The organism is Pseudonocardia sp. (genome assembly GCF_025965585.1).
Lineage (GTDB): Bacteria > Actinomycetota > Actinomycetes > Mycobacteriales > Pseudonocardiaceae > Pseudonocardia.
This window is the reverse complement of sequence record NZ_JAOPWR010000255.1, coordinates 1-14,968: the sequence shown is the minus strand read 5'-3', so window position 1 is coordinate 14,968 and position 14,968 is coordinate 1. Positions and strand designations below refer to the sequence as shown.

The window sequence follows — 14,968 nt, the reverse complement described above, 5'->3', positions numbered from 1 at the left end:
CGAGCGAGGGCGGTCTCGGCCCGGTGCCGGGCATGGTGGGCCGTGGCCGCGGACGCGGCCAGTCGATGGCCGCCCGTGCGGCTGGTGTGCGCCGCTCACGCGGCGAAGGAGGCAGCATGATCGAGGCTCGCGGGTTGACCAAGCGGTACGGCGACAAGGTGGCCGTCAACGCGCTCACCTTCACCGTGCGGCCTGGCGTGGTGACAGGTTTCCTCGGCCCGAACGGCGCCGGGAAGTCCACCACGATGCGCATGATCCTGGGTCTGGACGCCCCGACCGCGGGCACCGCGACGGTCAACGGCAAGCCGTACGCCGAACACCGCCAGCCGCTGCGCGCTGTGGGCGCGCTGCTCGAGGCCCGCGCCGTGCACACCTCGCGCTCGGCCTACAACCACCTCCGCGCCCTCGCCGCCACCCACGGCATCGCCGCCTCCCGGGTCGACGACGTGATCGACCTCGTCGGTCTGCAGAGCGTCGCGCGCAAACGCGCGGGCGGGTTCTCCCTCGGAATGGGCCAACGCCTGGGCATCGCGTCCGCGCTGCTCGCCGATCCCCAGACCCTGATCCTCGACGAACCGGTGAACGGCCTGGACCCCGAGGGCATCCGATGGAGCCGTGAGCTGTTCAAGAGCCTGGCCGCCGAGGGCCGTACCGTGTTCGTCTCCAGCCACATGATGAGCGAGATGGCCCTGACCGCCGAGCACGTCATCGTCGTCGGCCGCGGCCGGCTGATCGCCGACATGCCGATGGCACAGCTCATCGCGAACGCCTCGACCAACATCGTCAGCGTCCGATCGCCCGAAGCCGTCAGATTGCACACCGCCCTCACCCAGGCCGACGTCACCGTGGCCAGTCCCGGACCGGACCTTCTGGAGGTGACCGGCCTGAGCACCGCCGAGATCGGACAGGTCGCCCACGACCTCGGCATCGTCCTGCACGAACTGACCGCGCGGCAGGCCTCATTGGAGCAGGCGTTCATGGACATGACCCGTGACGACGTGGAGTTCCACGCCACACCGCAGCACGAGTTGATCAGCACCGGGAGCGCCGCATGACCGCCATCGACACCACGTCCCACCGGGCCGGGACGGGCGGCAGCGCCGCGGCGCCGTCCAGTGTGGCTGTCTCCGACGTCACCGCGGTCCGGGTGCTGACCTCGGAGTGGATCAAAATGCGGTCCCTGCGGTCCACCGGGCTCACCCTGCTCGTCGCGATGGGCTCGATGATCGCGATCGCGTGCCTGATCGGCTGGGCCACCAACAACCGTTGGCCGACCATGAGTCCGGGCGAGATCGCCCGCTTCGACCCGATCTCGCGCAGCCTGTCCGGGGTCAACCTCGCCGAGCTCGCCATCGGGGTCCTCGGAGTGCTGCTGATCTCCGGGGAGTACGCCACCGGGATGATCCGCGCCACGCTGTCCGCGGTACCGGCGCGGCTGCCGGTGCTGTGGGCGAAGGCCGTCCTGTACGCGGTGGTCACATTCGTGCTGATGCTCGTCGCGACCCTGATCGCGTTCGTGTCCGGCCAGTTCTTCCTGGCCGGCCACGGCACCACACTGGCCGCGGCGGGCGCCGTCAGCTCCATCATCGGTGTCGCCGGCTACCTCACCCTGGTCGGGCTGCTCGCCCTCGCGCTCGGATTCATCATCCGCAGCACCGCGGGCGGTATCGCCACCTATGTCGGGCTGCTGCTCGTCGTGCCCCGGATCGGGGAACTGCTGCCCACCGGCTGGCAGACCGCGATCCTGCCCTACCTGCCCAGCAACGCCGGCGCATCCATGTACACCCTCCACCCCGACCCCGGGTCCCTCTCCGCCGGCGCCGGGCTCCTGGTCCTGGTCATCTGGGTCGTCGTCGGCTTCGCCGCCGCCGCGGTGATGCTCACCCGGCGCGACGCCTGATCAACAGCGACCTGTGCGCGGTCCGTTAATCAGATGTCCGCGACGCACGGCGGTGCGCCACGACAGCTGACGAGGCGAGCACACCGTCACACTCCCGATCGTCGCGGGCGATGCTGGCTGCGGTGACGTTCGCGTTCGCCGCCACCCTTCAGAGCCGCCATTCTTCAGAACAGCGCCGCGGTCTCAGAACAGCGCCGTGGTCGCCGTGGTCGCCAAGGGGACAAATGCCGGGGACGGCGTGCGACCCTCTGGGCTGGTCCGCGGCAAGGGCCGGCGAACGTTGTTCCAGACGCCGAGCTGGCTGGCCGGAAGCGCGCTCGCCGGCCTCGCGGCGGTGGTGCACGCCGGAGCCCTCGTGCTTGCCCCGGTCGCCATCGTGCAACCGATCGGCGTGCACGCCGTGCCGTTCGCCGTGGTCATCACCGCCGCCCGAACCCCGCACCCGGCCGCGATGGCCGCTGCTGCTCACCGTGGCCGTGTGCCGGCCGCTGTGACCGGGTTCGTTCTGCTCGCCAACGCCCACCTCGGCGAGACCACGAAGCCGCCATTCATTGGCGCCGCTTTACCTCGCACCCCGAGGCGATGATCACCGCGGCCCGGCCGTACGGGCGGGCCATGGCCGCACACGCCGCACGGGTACCGGCCAGTTCGCCACGGCCGCCCAGTTCGCCACTGCCGCGAGACCCCGCAGGACGCCGCGGCCTCGGTGCTGGTGCTCACCGCCGAGTCCCCCCGTTTCGTACCCAGACCTCCGAGACGGCCGCCGGTTCGTCGCGGTGAAGCCGGCCCGGGCCGGCCCGGCTGCCCGTGATCCGACCCGCGGGTGCCCCGCCTGCCATTCGCCGGGCCGGGCGCCGCGCTGGGTTGGTGACCTCGGCCGGTAACGACCGTGGCGACGCGAGCGGAGCGGACTACTCGTGTGTTCCACGCGCACCTCGCAGAGGCTGCCGCCGTGATCGGTCTGATGCTCTTGTTCGTCCGGCCCGCAGTGTGGGGCACCCGCGGGATGTTCGGGATCATGATCGCGACGCTGACCCCCTGCCCGAGAACCCGCCCGTCGTCAGGGGGCCAGATTCAGGCACCGTTGACAGCTCATGGCCGGTAGCTCTCGCTCGCCAGGCGAGAAGGTTGCTCGGGCCTGCGGGCGAGGGTGAAGTACGCGAGAGACCCCAGGGTGTTCACGACCAGTACCGCGACCGCCCACACCCACTTCGGCCCACGGAGCTGGCCCTCCGGGCGGCGCCTCAGATCACGTAGTGCCGCGCACTTCAGCCCGGCCTCCACCACCCCTGCAGCGACAAGCAGGCGGCGCTGGCGCTCGGTGAGGTCACTCCACCGTCGTTTCGGCGACATCCACATCCTTCTTCCGAATGGTTGATCGGCCGGGATCGTGCTGATCCGCGGTGGGCAGATCGACCGAACCGGCAGTACCACTACCGGCCTGGCGGTCACCGCCCTTATTTCCAGCGGAAGTGTACGAAGACCCGGCCGAAGTTCGTCGCGTCCTTCTCCACCCGGTGGTACTGAGCCTTGACCTCTTTCTGGTCCAGGAAGCGAAGCACGTGCTTCTTGAGAGCGCCGGAGCCCTTCCCGGGGATGATCTCGACCAGTGGTGCCTTCTTGACGACGGCTTCGTCGATGATCGCCCGCAGCGCGCGGTCTATGTCACCGCCTCGGTTGTAGATGTCGTGCAGGTCGAGCTTGAGCTTCATGGCTCTCATCGTCCTCCTCCCGGCTGTGTCATCACGCCCAGACCGGATCGGCGATCGACCTCGCACTGCGGAACGAGCCACGGCCGGTCACCGACCGGTCGGCGCTCCCGGTGCGGGCCGGAGTGTCAAATCGGATCCTGGCCGACCACCCCATCGACGAACAACAGCCGTCCGGTCAGTGCGGCTCGGCGAGCCACGAGCGCCTCGGCGTCACCAGGCGAGCAGTACCAGCTGCGCAGCACCTCCGTGCTGGCGAACGCGCGGCCACTACGCGCTGCTGCTGCGGCCAGGCTCCCTCGGGTGCCTCGGGCTGTGCACCGCGCACGATGTACCGACCCCCGTGTACCCGGGCAGTCTCAGCGCGTCGCCGCTGGTGTGTGCTCGTCGGTCAGTGCGCCCGTCCGGGCTCCTCTGCTCGCGCTCGTTGACACTGCGCGGCCGCTGTGAAAGTGTTCTGGAAAGCGCTTACCAAGGAGTCTTGTCGCGTGGCAATCAGGATCGGCGCATTCAGTGATGATCTTGCAAGTGAGTTCCTCCCCGCGTGCGCGCTCGCCGCGGAAGCCGGCCTGGACGGGCTCGCCGTCCGCAACGTCGGTGGCCGGAACGTCGTCGAGGCGGGAATGGCCGAACTGGCCGGGATCAGGAGCCAGGCCCGGGACCACGGTCTGGTCGTCGCCTCGGTGGGGTCACAGTTCGGACGCGAGTTCTATGTGGACAGCGACGAGGGGCAGCGCGCGGCCGAGCAGACGCTGCGCAGCGCGCTCATCGTCGCCGACGTCCTGCAGACGGAGCTGATCCGGATCTTCGCCCTCTGGCTCCCCGGCCAGGAGCCGCTGGAGACCTGGTCGCGGAGGCCTGTCGCGGAGGAGTACCTGGAGCGTGTGGCCGACCGGCTGCGGCCCTCGGTCGACCTGGCTCGACGGGCCGGCGTCGTCCTCATGGTGGAACTCGAGGGCGCCAGCTACGCCGGAACCGTTGCCGAGGCGGAACTCCTCCTCGCCGCGCTCGACTCGCCGGCGGTGGCGCTCTGCTGGGATGTCTGCAACGGCTGGTGGTCCGGGGAGGACCCCGTGGCCGATGGCCTGCCCCGCGCGTTGACTCTGCCGGTGGTGGATGTCCAGACCAAGGACGTGCCGGCGCAGCCGGACCGGCCGCGCACGCCGACGTTCGGCCGGGCGGTGACCACGGAGGGCGATGTCGGCTACCCCGCAATCGTCCCGGCCCTGGTGACGAGCGGGTACCAGGGGTGGTTCACCGCCGAGCGCGTCCACCATCCCGCGAAGCCCGAGCACGATCTCGCCCTGCAACAGGCGACCCTCGCTGACATCGCACGTCTTCGGCAGACCATCTTCGCCTCGGGAAAGGGGATCACCAGCAGTGTCTGAGTCCGTCGGATTCGCTGTCGTGGGCCTGGGTTACGGCGCCACCCGCTGCGAGCTCCTCGCGAAGACGCCGAATGCGCACCTCGCCGCCGTCGTCGACGCATCGGCCGAGCGCGCCCGGAGTGCCGGCGAGCGGTACGGCGTCCCCTGGTTCACCCGTCACACCGCTGTCCTGGAGAACCCCGAGGTGGACGTCGTCGCCATCTACACGCCCAGCGGGATGCATCTCGAGCAGGCCAGGGACGTCGCGGCGGCGGGGAAGCACGTCATGCTGACCAAGCCGATCGAGGTGGACCTCGAGCGCTCCGACCAGGTCATCGGGGCGTGCGCGGACGCCGGCGTCCAGTTGTTCGGCGAGTTCTACCTCCGGTACGAGTCCGCGTACTGGCGGCTCAAGAGCGCGGCCGACTCCGGCGCTCTCGGACCCCTGATCCTGGGGGAGTTCGGCTTCAAGTGCTTCCGGCCGGACGAGTACTACCGCTCGGACGGCGGATGGCGGCAGACGTGGGAGATGAACGGTGGGGGAGTGGTCATGAACCAGACCCTTCACGCCATCGACCTGCTCACCTGGTGCCTCGGCCCGATCCGGACGGTAAGCGCTATCACCCGTACGTCCGGGCACGACATCCCGGTGGAGGACACCGCTGCAGCGGTGATGACAGCGGCGTCCGGAGCGGTGGCCACGCTCGTAGGGACGTCGACGTTCCGCACGACGAGCGGCATGGACGACATGTACGGGGGCGGGTACACCACCCGCGCGGAGGTCAACGGCCGGGACGGCAGCATCACGGTTGTCGACCAGCAGGTGGTGATGGACCAGATCGTCAGCGGGCCGCTGGCGGACTACCCCGGCAAGCCGGACAACGCCTTCGAGGACATCGCCCGCTCGCTGACGGAGGAGGGGTACTCGTCCCTCACCCTGGCGAGGCCGGCAGACATGCGGGCGGTCGTGGAGATCGCGTTGGCCGTCTACGACTCCGCACGCACCGGGGAGCCGGTCGAGCTCGGCTCCCGGGCATGAAGTTCACCAGCGGGTACTGGCGGACGGCCGAGGGGTTCGAGGTCCTCTACGGCAGGCGTCCGCACTCCGCCGTCGCCGGCGATCGCTCGCTGACCCTGCACGTCCCCACCCGCCCGGTCGAGACGCGCCGCGCCACCCTGAACAACCCGGTGATCACGGTGACGTACACGTCACCGTTGCGGGGCGTCATCGGTGTCCGCGTGGTCCATCACGCCGGTGCCGTCGACCGGGGCCCGCGGTTCGAGGTGGCGTCCACCGACGACCATCCGGTGCACGTCGTCACGGAGCCGGGAAGAGCCCGGTTGACCAGCGGCCCGCTCAGCGTCGACGTCGACATGGACGCCGAGTGGCACGCCACCTTCACGGCCGGGGGGAGGACGCTCACCACCAGCGGGCTCAAGAGCCTGGGCGTGGCGACAGCGGCCGACGGGCGCCGCTACGTCCACGAACGGCTGGGCCTCGCCGTGGGGGAGCTGGTCTACGGACTGGGCGAGAGGTCCGCGCCGCTGGTCAGGAACGGGCAAGCGGTCGACCTCTGGAACGATGACGGAGGGCCCAGCAGCTACCACGCCTACAAGAACGTGCCGTTCTACATGACCGACCACGGGTACGGCGTGTTCGTCGACAGTCCTGGTCCGGTGTCGTTCGAGGTGGGATCGGAGTTCACGTCCCGCGTCCAGTTCAGCGTGCCCGGCGAGGAGCTCCGGTACTACCTCATCGCGGGGGACACGCCCAAGCAGGTCCTGGAGCGCTACACCGCACTGACCGGTCGCCCTCCGGTGCCGCCCGCCTGGTCCTTCGGGCTGTGGCTGAGCACGTCCTTCGTGACGTCCTACGACGAGCAGACCGTGACCGGTTTCGTCGACGAGATGGCGGCGCGCGATCTCCCCCTGAGCGTGTTCCACTTCGACTCCTTCTGGATGCGGGAGTTCCAGTGGTGCGACTTCACCTGGGACGAGCGCTGGTTCCCCGACCCCGAGGGGATGCTGCGCCGGTTGAAGCAGCGGGGCCTGCGCATCTCGGTCTGGATCAACCCGTACGTGGCGCAGCAGTCGCCTCTGTTCGTGGAGGGGCGGCGGAACGGCTATTTCCTCCGCACCCGGGACGGCAGCGTGTGGCAGACCGACACGTGGCAGGCCGGCATGGCGGTCGTCGACTTCACCAACCCGGACGCGCGGCGGTGGTTCACCGGCAAGCTGGAGCGTCTCGTCGACATGGGGGTGGATGCCTTCAAGACGGACTTCGGCGAGCGCATTCCCGTGGACGTGATGTACCACGACGGATCCGATCCGCTGCTGATGCACAACTACTACAGCCTGCTCTACAACCGCACGGTCTTCGAGATGCTCCAGCGGCGGGGCGCGGAGGGCGACGCGATCGTGTTCGCCCGCGCGGCCACGGCAGGCGGCCAGCGATACCCCGTGCACTGGGGCGGTGATCCGGAGCCGACCTTCGCGTCGATGAGCGAGAGCCTTCGTGCGGGGCTGTCCCTGGGGCTGAGCGGGTTCGGGTTCTGGAGCCACGACATCGGCGGTTTCGAAGGCGTCCCCGACCCGGGGCTGTTCATGCGCTGGGCCGTCTTCGGGCTCCTGTCCTCGCACAGCCGGCTCCACGGCAGTGTCAGCTACCGGGTGCCGTGGGAGTTCGGCCCGGAAGCGGTTGATGTCGTCCGGAGCTTCCTCGCGCTGAAGCTCCGGCTCATGCCCTACCTCCTGGCCGCTGCGGCTGAGGCGGCATCCGCAGGGACTCCGATGATGCGGGCGATGGTGCTGGAGTACCCCGACGATCCGGCCTGCTCCCATCTGGACCGGCAGTACATGCTCGGGCCGGATCTCCTCGTGGCTCCTGTCTTCTCCGACGACGGCGACGTGACCTACTACCTGCCGGCCGGACGGTGGACGCACCTGCTGAGCGGTGAGGTCCTCGACGGTGCCCGGTGGGTGACCGAACACCACGGGTACGGCAGCCTTCCGCTGTTCATGCGGCCGGGCTCCGTCATCCCCTTGGGCGCTCGCGAGGACAGCGCGGAGTACGACTACCGGCGGGATGTCACCCTGGTGGTCAGCGCCCCGCACGAGGGCATGCACGAGACCGTCACGGTGGTAGGTGGGCCCGGTGACGCACCGAGTCGGTTCGAGGTCGAGCGGGCGGGGGACCGCCTCACCGTCACCGCGGCCGCCGACGTCCCCTGGTCGATCCTGCTGGCCGGCGCGCAGGCCCCCGTTGTCTGCGAGGGGTCGACGCAGTTCTCCGCCGCCGCTATCGGAGTCGTCGTGACGCCGGAGCCAGGGCGGCGTGAGGTGGCCATCCGGTTGCAGGCCTAGAGACGTGCGGTGCTCTCCCTGAGGACGACCGTGCCGCTCACCCGTTTCACCCGCGGCTCCAGCCGGGTCTCGTCCCCGAGCACCAGGTTCATGGCCTCCTCGCCCAGCTGTTCGAGCGGGAGATGCACCGTGGTCAAGGCCGGCACGATGTCGCGCAGCGGGGCGATGTCGTCGAAACCCGCGACGCTCACGTCCGACGGCAGCGCCAGGCCCCGCTGCCGCAGCGCCGCCATGGCCCCCACGGCCATCACGTCGTTGACGGCGAACAGGCAGGTGGCGGCGATGCCGGAATCGCACCACTCCAGCGCCGCGGCGAAACCGCCGTCGCGGGTGAACGGGGCGCTGATCACGCACTCGGCCGGGAGCCGCACACCACGGTCGGCCAGTCCTTGCCGGAACCCCGCCACGCGGTCCCGGGAGGTCCGCAGCTCCGGGGGGCCGGCGAGCACCACGAAGGACCGGTGTCCCAGGTCGTGGAGCTCGTGCGCCAGGTTCTTCGCCCCGGCGTGGTTCTCCAGCAGCACGGTGTCCACCCCCGGCACCCGCTGGCTGATGAGGGCTACCCGTCCTCCGTTGGCGGTGAACGCCGCTATGGAGTCCTGCAGCCGGCGTTCCGTCGCCCGATCGGTGGTGCGGCTACCGGCGACGATGACCGCCCGGCATCGCTGCTGGCGCAGGGTCGCGAGGTACCGCACCTCCCGTTCCGGACTGCGGCGGGTGTCGGTCAGCGTGGTGACCACGTCGTGCCGGTCCGCCGCGCTCATGACGCCGGATGCGATCGCCGAGAAGTAGGGGTCGCTGATGTCCTGCACGATCAGGCCGACCACGTTCGTGTGGCCCCGCGCGACAGCCTGCGCGGCCGCGTTCGGCGTGTAGTTGAGCCTGAGGGCCGCGTCGAAGACGCGCTTGCGCAGCTCCTCGCTCGGGCGCCGTGCGCCACCGTTCAACACCCGTGAGGCAGTGGCGACCGAGACGCCTGCCATCCGGGCCACCTCGCTGAGCGTTGCGGGGTTTACCAAAGAACGCCTCCTCATGAGGAGTCTGACGGAACGACGAGTATGGGCCAGAGTCGCCCTGGAGGCGCCCGAGCGTGGATCGTTGCTCTCGGCCCGGCCGTGCCGCGTCGCTGTCGGTGGACGAGCACGCCCATTGCTGGATAGCGCTTGCACGATCCTAGACCACGGGTGCGCCCTCCAGCTCTCCTGTGGACGACCGGCCGCTGAACTGGCTCGATAACCCTGTTATGGGCTCGTTATCGATCGGCGCCTTGACAGTGGCCCACGTCATGCGGAAACTCTGGAAAGCGGTTACCAAGGAAGCCACTTCGTCCTGAGTCGCCCAGATCCTGCACGACTCGGTATCCGGCAAAGGAGCCGCCGGCTGACGCCGGAGGTCACCTCGACGAACGCGAGCCGCGGTCGAGGCGACACGACGCTACGGAGGACAACAGGTGCATCGTTTCGGTAAAGCAGCGGTGATGGGGGTGGTGATCACCTCGGTGGTGGCCACCCTCGCGGCGTGCTCCGGCGGCTCGAGCAGCGCGTCGGGCGGCGGCCAGGGACTGGCCGGCCGGCACATCACCGCTCTGGTGGCCTCGGCCGGCGCAGGTCTGCAGAGCCAGTACGACGCGTACTACAAGGCCCTCGCTGACGAGTTCACCAAGGAGACCGGTTCCACCGTCTCGTTCCAGTACTACAGCGGCGGAGCTCAGGAGAACAGCATCATCCAGACCTCGCTGGTCTCGGGGTCGGGGCCGGACGTCGTCGGCTACGGCAGTTCCATCGGAGCCACCCTCTACGGCACCAAGGGATTCCTCACCCTGAGTGACGCGGACTGGGAGGCTGTCGGCGGCCGCGACCAGTGGAACGCCGGAACGCTCTCCGCCTCGGGCCCGGATGCCCAGAACGACATCGGCATCCCCTCCTTCACGGTGCCCTACGCCATTGCCTACAACACCGCGATGTTCACGAAGGCGGGCATCACGTCGCCGCCGCAGACCTGGGACCAGTGGGTGCAGGCCGCCCAGAAGGTCCAGGCGGCCGATCCGGGTGTCTACGGTGCGGGGTTCGACCCCGCCGACGCGACGGACCCGTGGAAGTTCGTGTGGTCCTACGCGCACCAGCTCGGTGGTGGGTTCCTCTCCGGGGACGGCAAGACGGCGCAGCTGAGCAGCAGCCAGGTCGAGACGGCCATGGACTTCTACTTCTCGCAGTACTACCAGAGCAAGATCGTGCCGCCGGAGTCGCTGACCTGGAACAACGCCCAGATGATCGCGGCGTTCACCAGCGGCAGGGTGGCGATGCTGCCCATCGCCACCTCCGGCCTGCTGACGTCGGCCAAGGGGACCCCGGTCGACGGGAACATCGCCTTCGCGCAGCTGCCGCAGGTACCGGCCGGCATGAACGCCCGTCCGGCCGGCGGTACGCCGGCGGCCAGCATCGTCTCCGGACAGTTCTGGGCCGTCTTCCAGTACGCCTCGGACAACAAGGACCTGGCGCTGGCCCTGGCCCGGGCGAGCAACAGCGAGGCCGTCGAGAAGACGCAGTACGCCACCCTCGGCTGGACTCCGACCACGAAGGCCGGGATCCAGATGCTCCAGGCGCAGAAGCCGGATTCCGCGTCGTTCCTGGCCATCGAGTCGAAGCAGGAGGGCACGGACTTCACGCCGGCGTGGACGAACATCCAGACCGGCGTGGCAACGACCGTGAACAAGGTCGCCGAGAACCTGGCGACGAGCGGCGGCTGGGACGCGGGCTTCCTGACCGCGCAACTGCAGCAGGCGAACGGCGCGGTCCAGGCGACGATCAAGTAGGCCGACCGCTCCATTGTCCTGCTGGACACGACACCGAAGGAGTCGTCGGACAACCGTGACGACAACTACCGAGATGGTCACCTCTGGAAGTGCTCGGTCCGGGCAGGTGCCTCCCCGGCGCCCATTCATCCGTGGGCACCGGGTGTGGGCGGCCGCCGTGCGGTTCCTCGATCGTCCGTTGTGGATGGTCATCCCGTGCGCGCTGGCCCTGCTGGTCATCGTGGCAATCCCCGTCGTCATCACGATCTATCTCAGCTTCCTGCAACTGGACGTCGGGACGCTGCGGCAGTGGGTGAAGGCGCCGTTCAACGGCGTCCAGAACTTCGTGGACGCCTTCAGCGGCGAGAGCGTGCTGGGTGTCAGCGCACTGCACTCCTTGCTGATCAGCCTGGCCTTCTCGCTGCTGACCACGGCCGTCGTCGGCCCGGTCGGGGTGTTGGCGGCGATCTCGGTCAACCGCCGCTTCCGCGGGCGCGGGCTCGTGCGGGCGATCTACCTGATCCCCTACGTGATCCCCACCTTCGTCGTCGCCCTCCTGGCCCGGGTGATGTTCCTGAACCACAGCGGCCTCGTCGACACGACGCTCGCGGCCCTGGGGATCGCCGGCCGCGACACCTACTGGCTGATCGGCCCGAACGCCTTCTGGGCCATGACCCTGACCGACATCTGGGCGACGTGGCCGTTCGTTTACCTCATGGCGCTGGCCGGTCTGCAGGCGGTGCCGCGGGAGCAGTACGAAGCGGCCACGCTCGACGGGGCCACGCCGATGCGGAAACTGTTCTCGATCGTCTTCCCCCAGTTGCGGGGAGTGCTGCTGCTGGCGTTGCTGCTCTCGACGTTGAACCATTTCGGCAACTTCACGCTGGCCTACGTGATGTTCTCGTCCCCGCCGCCGACCTCGGCGGCCGTCCTGCCGATCTCCATGTACTACTACGCCTTCACGTCATTCCAGTACGGCACCGCCACCGCCATAGCGGTCCTCACGATGGTGGTGCTGATCATCCCGGGCTATGTCTACCTGCGCATGACGCGTATCACCGAAAGTGCCGAGAACTGACGTGGCCGACGAAACCACGGAACGGAAGGCTCGACTGTGATGGTGACCCGGTCGCAGGGGTGGACGTCCTCCGACGTCGATCGCCTGCTCCCCGTCTGGGCGAGTCGCGCGGTGGCGGTCCTCTGCGCCGTCGCCGTCGTCGTACCGGTCGGGTACATGCTCCTGCTGTCGGTCACCCCCGACGCGAACGTGGCCCTGGGTGACGTGTCGTTGTGGAACCTGGACTTCGGCAACTACCTGACGATGTGGTCCCAGGCCCCGCTGGCGTCCGGGCTCCTCAACACGTTGATCATCTCCGGTCTCGCCGCGCTCGTGTCGGTGGTCCTCGGCTCCCTGGCCGCCTACCCCCTTGCGCGGTACGGCTTCCGTGGCCAGAAAGGTTTCCTCTACTCGCTCCTGGCGACGCAGACCGTTCCCGGGGCCACGCTGCTGCTACCCATCTTCGTCGTGTTCTCGTGGCTGCAGACATTCCTCGGAATCACCTTCATCGGCAGCTACTACACGATCATCCTCACCTACATGACGTTCGGTCTGCCGCTGTCGACGTGGCTGATGGTGACCTACATGCGGACGATCCCGAAGGAGCTCGAGGAGGCGGCCCTGGTCGACGGCTGCACCCGGACCGGGGCGTTGTTCCGGGTCGTGCTCCCCATCGCGGTCCCCGCCATGGTCGTGGCGTTCGTCTTCGCCTTCCTCGTGGGCTGGAACGACGTCCTGTTCGCAAGCGTGCTCACCCGGTCCGGCACCCAGACGCTGGCCATCGCCATGGACCAGTTCGCCAACACCTCGGCCGGCTCGGGCATCCCTCTCTACGGCCAGCTGATGGCCGCGGGCGTCGTCAGCTCGCTGCCGGTGGTCGTCCTGTACCTGCTCTTCCAGCGGCGCATGGTCGAAGGCCTCAGTGCCGGCGCCGTCAAGTGACCCCGTCCGTCCGCTCGTCGACAAGGAACTCATGAACGCATCTCCGGCACACTCGCTCCTCGAGCAGGGAACGGATGCACTTGCGTGGTGTCTCCAGCCTTCCGGTGAGCTGAACGACCCCGTCTTCGGTGAACCCGCGCAGTACGGCACCGCCTACTACGCCTACTGCAACGCCGTCCTGGCCAGCCTGTCGTCGGGTGCCGAGCGCGAGCGTTACGCCGATGCGGCCCTCCGGGGGCTGCAGGCGACGCTGCGCCACCTGCTCGACCCGCACGACCCCCATCCGCCCGCCGCCGACTTCAGCCACGCGGTGGGCAGCCCGGGATTCCGCAACCTCCGGGACTTCATGTGGCCCCCCGTGATGCGCACGCGGCGCCTGCTCGGCGAGCTGGGCGTCGAGACAGGGGCGGTCGACGAGCAGATCCGTGCCGTGGACGCCCCGTCCGTCTTCTCGGAGCGGCCGCCGGTCAACTGGGCCGCGGTCTGGATCCTCGGGGAGTGGCAGCGGATCCGTGAGGGCCTGTCGCCGTACGACCGCACGGACATCGACGGATGGCTCGAGCCCTTCTTCAGCGAGTACGCCGACGTCGACCACGGGTTCTACCGCGAGCTGCAGGAGTCGACCGGGGCCGAGATCAGCTGGAAGGCGCCCATCGACCTGGAGAAGGGGTTCTACCGCGAGCCGGGGGTCCCGAACTCCTACGACATGTGGTGTCGCGTGCACCTCCTGGAGCTGCTGGTCGAGGGCTACGACGGCGCGTACCTCAAGGAGCTCGAGCAGCTGCTCGTCTCGGGCGTCCGGCGCAGCCTCGACGTGCAGCTCTCCAGCGGCTCGCTCGCCAGCGCCTACCGCAGCACCGCGCACCTGTGGAATCTGACCGGGCAGTGCTGGTACTTCCACCAGGCGGCACAGCGGCTGCGGGACAGCCACCCCGAACTCGCGGACGAGGCCGCGGTGGCCGCGCGGCGCGCTTTTGCCGCGGCCCAGGACTGCCTGCGGCCGACGGGCGACATGAGCCCCGTCGAGAACGTCTTCCCGGCGAACTGGCGCGTCGGACACGAGGTCTACACGATGGACGCGCACTACGTCTGCCTGCCGCTCGGCTACCTGGCCACCGCCGTCCTCGAGGGCTTCGACGGCCATGGCGAGGTCCCGCCCGCATCCGATCGGGTGCACGTCGAACTCGAACCGGTCAACCGTTGCCTGGTCCACGGCTCGGGCTGGTCGGTGCACGTCAACCTCGCTCCCTTCGCCGGCTACGACTCGCTGGGCATCGCGGACGTCACCCTGGGGACCCACCGGCGCCTGCGGTTCGGCGGGCAGACCCACTACGGCCGCCCCGACGCCCTGCCCGATGCGCACCGGCTGTCCGACCAGCTGCCGTTCACGCTGGGTATCGCGCGGCGCGGGGAGGACCGGTCGGTCTTCCCGGTCTCGGCCATGGAGGTCGTCGGCGGGCGGTGGGCCCATGAGGCGGGCGGCGGCCTCGAGGCAGGTGCCCGCGTCCGCTACACGCCGCACTACTGGTGGACCGAGGAGGTCCCCCGGGAGGTGACTCTGGACTACCGCATCGCCGTGACGATCTCGGGCGACGTCGTCGACGTGCAGGAGGGCATCGGCGACTGCGCGTGCAGCCTCATGGTTCCCTACCTGCGCGAGCGGGGTGACGGCCACGTGACGGAGGTGTCGGTGGACGGTGGCGCGGTCCGCCTGCGCTCGGCGGACGAGGTCGTGGACGTCGTCGTGGACCGGGCGGTCGACAAGGTGGTCCACCTCGCCCACGGCTACGAGTCCCGGCACGGTCTCGTAGGGCTCGTCCGGCTGGACCTGTGCGGCAG

General features: G+C 69.3%; 13 protein-coding genes and 1 pseudogene. 10 read left to right on the top strand and 4 right to left on the bottom strand.

Annotated elements, in window-relative coordinates; all coding sequences use genetic code 11:
* Positions 1–116: 116 nt before the first annotated feature.
* From JWR81_RS16600 to JWR81_RS16590, 3 genes are all read left to right on the top strand, one after another.
* Positions 117–1,055 carry an ABC transporter ATP-binding protein gene (locus JWR81_RS16600; RefSeq protein WP_297652882.1) on the top strand — a complete coding sequence of 313 codons (939 nt, stop codon included), beginning with the start codon at positions 117–119 and terminating at the stop codon, positions 1,053–1,055.
* Positions 1,052–1,900, top strand: coding sequence for an ABC transporter permease subunit (locus JWR81_RS16595; protein WP_297652879.1), 849 nt, complete (start codon positions 1,052–1,054; stop codon positions 1,898–1,900). The genes JWR81_RS16600 and JWR81_RS16595 overlap by 4 nt, the downstream gene beginning before the upstream one ends.
* Positions 1,901–2,096: 196 nt before the next feature.
* Positions 2,097–2,486, top strand: a complete 390-nt coding sequence (locus JWR81_RS16590; RefSeq protein ID WP_297652876.1) for a hypothetical protein — start codon at positions 2,097–2,099, stop codon at positions 2,484–2,486.
* A gap of 506 nt (positions 2,487–2,992) precedes the next feature.
* Here JWR81_RS16590 and JWR81_RS16585 read toward each other — a convergent pair.
* The 3 genes and pseudogenes from JWR81_RS16585 to JWR81_RS34400 form a co-directional block, all read right to left on the bottom strand.
* Entirely contained in the window at positions 2,993–3,253 is a 261-nt protein-coding gene (locus JWR81_RS16585) for a PLDc N-terminal domain-containing protein (RefSeq protein ID WP_297652873.1), read from the bottom strand.
* A 104-nt stretch (positions 3,254–3,357) separates the two neighbouring features.
* A complete protein-coding gene (locus JWR81_RS16580) occupies positions 3,358–3,621 on the bottom strand; it encodes a Smr/MutS family protein (RefSeq protein WP_297652869.1) in 264 nt (87 codons plus the stop codon).
* A 166-nt stretch (positions 3,622–3,787) separates the two neighbouring features.
* Positions 3,788–3,973: pseudogene (locus tag JWR81_RS34400) on the bottom strand (hypothetical protein); the annotation flags it as partial.
* A gap of 82 nt (positions 3,974–4,055) precedes the next feature.
* On the opposite strand from JWR81_RS34400, the gene JWR81_RS16575 reads away from it, so the two are divergent.
* Genes JWR81_RS16575 through yicI form a run of 3 tightly spaced genes read left to right on the top strand, consistent with a single transcriptional unit; the run spans position 4,056 to position 8,339 of the window.
* A complete protein-coding gene (locus tag JWR81_RS16575) occupies positions 4,056–4,997 on the top strand; it encodes a sugar phosphate isomerase/epimerase (RefSeq protein WP_297652866.1) in 942 nt (313 codons plus the stop codon).
* Entirely contained in the window at positions 4,990–6,015 is a 1,026-nt protein-coding gene (locus JWR81_RS16570) for a Gfo/Idh/MocA family oxidoreductase (RefSeq protein ID WP_297652863.1), read from the top strand. The genes JWR81_RS16575 and JWR81_RS16570 overlap by 8 nt, the downstream gene beginning before the upstream one ends.
* Positions 6,012–8,339, top strand: a complete 2,328-nt coding sequence (yicI, locus tag JWR81_RS16565) for an alpha-xylosidase (protein WP_297652860.1) — start codon at positions 6,012–6,014, stop codon at positions 8,337–8,339. The genes JWR81_RS16570 and yicI overlap by 4 nt, the downstream gene beginning before the upstream one ends.
* Here the strand turns inward: yicI and JWR81_RS16560 are convergent.
* The gene (locus tag JWR81_RS16560) at positions 8,336–9,373 is read right to left on the bottom strand and encodes a LacI family DNA-binding transcriptional regulator (RefSeq protein WP_297652857.1); all 1,038 of its coding nucleotides are present in this window, start codon (positions 9,371–9,373) and stop codon (positions 8,336–8,338) included. The two genes, yicI and JWR81_RS16560, sit on opposite strands and share 4 nt — an antisense overlap.
* A gap of 416 nt (positions 9,374–9,789) precedes the next feature.
* Between JWR81_RS16560 and JWR81_RS16555 the strand changes: the two genes are divergently transcribed.
* From JWR81_RS16555 to JWR81_RS16540, 4 genes are all read left to right on the top strand, one after another.
* The gene (locus JWR81_RS16555; RefSeq protein WP_297652853.1) at positions 9,790–11,151 is read left to right on the top strand and encodes an ABC transporter substrate-binding protein; all 1,362 of its coding nucleotides are present in this window, start codon (positions 9,790–9,792) and stop codon (positions 11,149–11,151) included.
* Between the two features lie 184 nt (positions 11,152–11,335).
* Positions 11,336–12,208, top strand: a complete 873-nt coding sequence (locus JWR81_RS16550; protein WP_297652850.1) for a carbohydrate ABC transporter permease — start codon at positions 11,336–11,338, stop codon at positions 12,206–12,208.
* Positions 12,209–12,250: 42 nt separating this feature from the next.
* Positions 12,251–13,129 carry a carbohydrate ABC transporter permease gene (locus JWR81_RS16545; protein ID WP_297652846.1) on the top strand — a complete coding sequence of 293 codons (879 nt, stop codon included), beginning with the start codon at positions 12,251–12,253 and terminating at the stop codon, positions 13,127–13,129.
* 31 nt (positions 13,130–13,160) lie between these two features.
* On the top strand, positions 13,161–14,968 hold a 1,808-nt coding region (locus JWR81_RS16540; protein WP_297652843.1), incomplete at its 3' end, for a hypothetical protein.

Excerpts from the sequence above, each read along its gene's own strand:
- JWR81_RS16600 (WP_297652882.1), top strand. The coding sequence starts at position 117 with ATGATCGAGGCTCGCGGGTTGACCAAGCGGTACGGCGACAAGGTGGCC.
- JWR81_RS16595 (WP_297652879.1), top strand. The coding sequence starts at position 1,052 with ATGACCGCCATCGACACCACGTCCCACCGGGCCGGGACGGGCGGCAGC.
- JWR81_RS16585 (WP_297652873.1), bottom strand. The coding sequence starts at position 3,253 with ATGTCGCCGAAACGACGGTGGAGTGACCTCACCGAGCGCCAGCGCCGC.
- JWR81_RS16580 (WP_297652869.1), bottom strand. The coding sequence starts at position 3,621 with ATGAGAGCCATGAAGCTCAAGCTCGACCTGCACGACATCTACAACCGA.
- yicI (WP_297652860.1), top strand. The coding sequence starts at position 6,012 with ATGAAGTTCACCAGCGGGTACTGGCGGACGGCCGAGGGGTTCGAGGTC.
- JWR81_RS16560 (WP_297652857.1), bottom strand. The coding sequence starts at position 9,373 with ATGAGGAGGCGTTCTTTGGTAAACCCCGCAACGCTCAGCGAGGTGGCC.
- JWR81_RS16550 (WP_297652850.1), top strand. The coding sequence starts at position 11,336 with ATGGTCATCCCGTGCGCGCTGGCCCTGCTGGTCATCGTGGCAATCCCC.